Here is a 4,343-nt window from a genome sequence, read left to right as displayed (position 1 = left end):
CGGATCCCGGGCGCGGGGCCGCCGCCGCCGTGCGGGCGGCCGCCGGCGCCGCCTTCCGCCGGGCGCGCCGCACGCCGGCCGCGCTGCCGGGCCCGGTCGTCCCCGGATCCACCTGCAGGATGCCGCGCACGCGCGTCGGGTCGTCGTCCTCGTCGACGCCCGCCGCCACCGCGGACGCCCACTCCTCGCTCGCCACCTCGAGCGGCGTCTGCGCGAGCCGCAGCTCCGCCTCCACCGCCTGCAGCTCGCGCACGAACGCGAGCGCCGACTCGGGCCGGGCCTCCGGCTGCCGCGACATCGCGCGGCGGAGCACCAGCTCGAGCCGCTCGGGCACGTCGGGGCGCCCGGTCGGCAGCGGCCGGGCCTTCTGGATCCGGGCCACGAGGTCCGCGGGCGCGTTCTGCCCGCCCGGCACCTCGAACGGGCTCCGCCCGGCGAGCAGCGAGTACACGGTGGCCGCGAGCGACCACACCTCGCTCCGCACGGTGCCGGGGCTCTCGTCGGCGAGCACCTCGGGCGCCGACCACGGGATCGACAGGCCCACCGAGTCGGTCGCGGCGGCGTCCTCGAGCGTCGAGGCGATGCCGAAGTCGCTGAGCACGGGATGCCCGAACGCGGTCGTGAGGATGTTCGCGGGCTTGATGTCGCGGTGCAGCACGCCCGCGCGGTGGGCGGTCTCCACGGCGCTCGCGATGCGGATCCCGACGCGCAGCACCTCGGCGACGCCCAGCGGCTCGCGCCGGTACCGGTCGCTGAGGCTCGACGAGCACAGCTCCATCACCAGGTACGGCCGGCCGTCGGCCGCGACCGACGCCTGGTGCACCGTGAGCACCGACGGATGCGCGCTCAGCTGCGCCATGAGGTCGGCCTCCGCGCGGAACATGGCGCGGAGGCGCTCGGTCACGATCTCCGCGAGCATCACCTTCACGGCGACCTGGCGGCGCGGCATGTCCTGCTCGTAGAGGAACACGTCGGCGAAGCCGCCGGATCCGAGGACCGTCACGTAGGTGAAGCCCGGGAGCACCGGCGGGGAGGACGGCAGGCGTCTGGCCATGGCCCCCTCTTCGGGTGTGGACCGACGGCAGGGGCTGTTGCGGGCGGCGGATGGATCTCTCGCTGTGAGACGAGTCTAGGTCGCCGATCCGCACGGGTACACGGGTCGAGGGCCCACGGACGCCCCCTCTTCGGGAGCGGGGATGACGCCGGCGCGACCGCCGCGTGACCCGCCCCGAGGGGCGTCGCGCGGCGGCCGGACCGGGCCGCGAGGGGAGGGCGCGGTCAGTCGCGCGGCGGCAGGTCGCGCGCCGGCTGCCCGATGTACAGCTGCTGCGGACGGCCGATCTTCGTGGCCTGGTCCTCGTTCATCTCGCGCCAGTGCGCGATCCAGCCGGGCAGGCGCCCGATCGTGAACAGCGCCGTGAACATGCGCGTCGGGAAGCCCATCGCCTTGTAGATCACGCCCGTGTAGAAGTCCACGTTCGGGTAGAGCTTCCGCTCGATGAAGTAGTCGTCCGCGAGGGCGACCTGCTCGAGCTCCTTCGCGATGTCGAGCAGCGGGTCCTGGATCCCGAGGGCCTCCAGCACCTCGTCGGCGCTCTCCTTCACGAGGCGCGCGCGCGGGTCGAAGTTCTTGTAGACGCGGTGCCCGAAGCCCATGAGGCGGACGCCGTCCTCCTTGTTCTTCACGCGCTCCACGTAGCGGTCGACGCCCTCGCCGGAGTCGCGGATGCGGCCGAGCATCGAGAGCACGGCCTCGTTCGCGCCGCCATGCAGCGGGCCGAACAGCGCGCCGATGCCCGCCGAGACCGAGGAGAACATGTTCGCCTCGGTGGATCCGACGAGCCGCACGGTCGACGTCGACGCGTTCTGCTCGTGGTCCTCGTGCAGGATCAGCAGGCGCTCGAGCGCGCGGCTGACCACCGGGTCCACCTCGTAGGGCTCGGCGTTGTTGCCGAAGTTGAGGCGGAGGAAGTTGTCGACGAAGCCGAGCGAGTTGTCCGGGTAGAGGAACGCCTGGCCGAGGCTCTTCTTGTGCGCGTACGCCGCGATGACCGGCAGCTTCGCCAGCAGGCGCAGCGTCGAGATCTCGACCTGCTCCGGGTCGTGGACGCTCAGCGAGTCCTCGTAGTAGGTGGAGAGCGCGGAGACGGCGCTCGAGAGCACCGACATGGGGTGCGCGTTGGTGGGCAGGGCGCGGAACAGGCCCTTGAAGTCCTCGTGCAGGAGCGTGTGCCGGCGGATGTCCTCCTCGAACCCGCCCAGCTCGTCGCTCGTGGGGAGCTCGCCGTGGATGAGGAGCCACGCCACCTCGAGGTAGCTCGACTGGCGCGCGAGCTGCTCGATCGGGTAGCCGCGGTAGCGGAGGATCCCCTGCTCGCCGTCGATGTACGTGATCGCCGAGCGGGTCGACGCGGTGTTGACGAAGCCGTTGTCGAGCGTCGTGAGCCCGGTCTTCCTCGTGAGCGTCGAGATGTCGATGCTGGACGCGCCGTCGACCGCGGGGAGGATGGGGAACTCCACCCGGCCTCCCGGATACGTCAGGGTCGCCGTGGGCTTGTCGTCCGCCTGCTGCCCGCCATCGGTCACGGCGCCTCCTCGAGTCTGGGTGGATGGCCCGGGGGGATGCGCGCCGCGGGCGCTCCTGGCGCCGTCGCGGCATCGGATCCCGAGCCGACTACAGCCTAAAGGGCCGACCGGGACACTGTCGCCTCCACCAGCATCCGGCCGGATCCGTTGGAGGTCGTGCTACGCCGGGGCGGCGGCGCGGAGCCGGGAGGCCGCCTCGGCGATGCGCTCGTCCGTCGCCGTGAGCGACAGGCGCACGTGCGCGGGCGACGCGTCGCCGTAGAACGGGCCGGGTCCCGCGAGGATCCCGAGGTCGGCGAGCTGGGCGATCCCCTCCCAGGCGTCCTGCCCGCGGGTCGCCCAGAGGTAGAGGCCGGCCTCGCTCGAGTCGATGCGCCAGCCGGCGTCCTCCAGCGCGGGGCGCAGCGCGTCGCGCCGGGCGCGGTACAGCTCGCGCTGGACGCGCACGTGCTCGTCGTCGCCGAGCGCCACGGTCATGGCGTGCTGCAGCGGCGCGGGCGGGAGCAGCCCCGCGTGCTTGCGGACGCGGATCAGCCGGGCGATGAGCTCACGGTCCCCCGCGACGAGCGCGGCCCGGTAGCCCGCGAGGTTGGACTGCTTGCTGAGCGAGTACAGCGCGAGGACGCCGGAGTGGTCGTCGCCGACGACGCGCGCGTCGAGGATGGAGGGCGTCGGGCCCTCGGCCCACTCCCCCTCCCAGCCGAGCTCCGCGTAGCACTCGTCGCTCGCGATCACGGCGCCCAGCTCGCGTGCCCGGGCGACGGCGGCGCGCAGCTCCTCGACGCCGAGGACGCGGCCGTCCGGGTTGCCGGGCGAGTTGAGCCACACGAGCCGCGTGGACGCCGGCCAGTCGGCCGGGTCGTCGGCCGGCACGGAGTCGGCGCCCGCGAGGGCCGCGCCGATCGCGTAGGTCGGGTAGGAGACGGTCGGGTGCACGACGGCGTCGCCCTCGCCGAGCCCGAGCATGAACGGCAGCCAGGCCACCATCTCCTTGGACCCGATGGTCGGCAGCACCTGGTCGGTGCCGAGCGTCGCGTTCCGGCGGCGCGCGTGCCAGTCGACCATCGCCTGCCGGAGCTCGGGCGTGCCGACCGTGGTCGGGTAGGCGTGCGCGTCGGTCGCCCAGGCCAGCGCGTCGCGGATGAGCGTCGGCGTCGGATCCACGGGCGACCCGATGCTCAGGTCGACGATGCCGCCCGGGTGGCGCCCCGCCCGCTCGGCGTACGGGGCCATCTGGTCCCAGGGGTAGTCGGGGAGCTCGCCGAGGGCCACGCGCGTCAGCCGTTCTGGAGCGGGAGCGCGGCGATGACGGGGTGGTCGCCCGCGGTGACGCCGACCTTGGTCGCGCCGCCCGGGGATCCCATCTCGGCGAAGAACTCGACGTTGGCCGTGTAGTAGTCCGACCACTTCTCGGGCAGGTCGTCCTCGTAGTAGATCGCCTCGACCGGGCACACCGGCTCGCAGGCGCCGCAGTCCACGCACTCGTCCGGGTGGATGTAGAGCGACCGCTCGCCCTCGTAGATGCAGTCCACCGGGCACTCGTCGATGCACGCGCGGTCCTTCACGTCGACACAGGGCAGGGCGATGACGTAGGTCACTTCGGGCGGGTCCTTCCGGGAGCGGTGCGGCCCGACGAGTCTACGCGGCGCGCGAGCCCGTCCCGGCCGGGGCCGGGGCGTCGGATCCCGCCGGCGCGCTCGTGCTGCCGGACGACGACGTCGACCTCGCCGTGGACGCGTCCGAGGTGCTCGACGCCA

4 protein-coding genes are annotated in these 4,343 nt (G+C 73.4%); all 4 read right to left on the bottom strand.

The window, feature by feature from the left end:
• Positions 1–1,054 (bottom strand): serine/threonine-protein kinase (locus DZG00_RS12750; protein ID WP_147359997.1); only part of this gene is annotated, 1,054 nt, incomplete at its 3' end.
• Between the two features lie 224 nt (positions 1,055–1,278).
• A complete protein-coding gene (locus tag DZG00_RS12745; protein WP_119382619.1) occupies positions 1,279–2,586 on the bottom strand; it encodes a citrate synthase in 1,308 nt (435 codons plus the stop codon).
• A gap of 159 nt (positions 2,587–2,745) precedes the next feature.
• Positions 2,746–3,858, bottom strand: coding sequence for a succinyldiaminopimelate transaminase (dapC, locus tag DZG00_RS12740; protein WP_119382618.1), 1,113 nt, complete (start codon positions 3,856–3,858; stop codon positions 2,746–2,748).
• A 5-nt stretch (positions 3,859–3,863) separates the two neighbouring features.
• Positions 3,864–4,184 carry a ferredoxin gene (gene fdxA, locus DZG00_RS12735; RefSeq protein ID WP_045528705.1) on the bottom strand — a complete coding sequence of 107 codons (321 nt, stop codon included), beginning with the start codon at positions 4,182–4,184 and terminating at the stop codon, positions 3,864–3,866.
• Positions 4,185–4,343 lie beyond the last annotated feature (159 nt).

Source organism: Clavibacter lycopersici, from assembly GCF_003576405.1.
Taxonomy (GTDB): Bacteria; Actinomycetota; Actinomycetes; order Actinomycetales; family Microbacteriaceae; genus Clavibacter; species Clavibacter lycopersici.
This window is presented reverse-complemented; position numbering and strand designations above follow the sequence as displayed.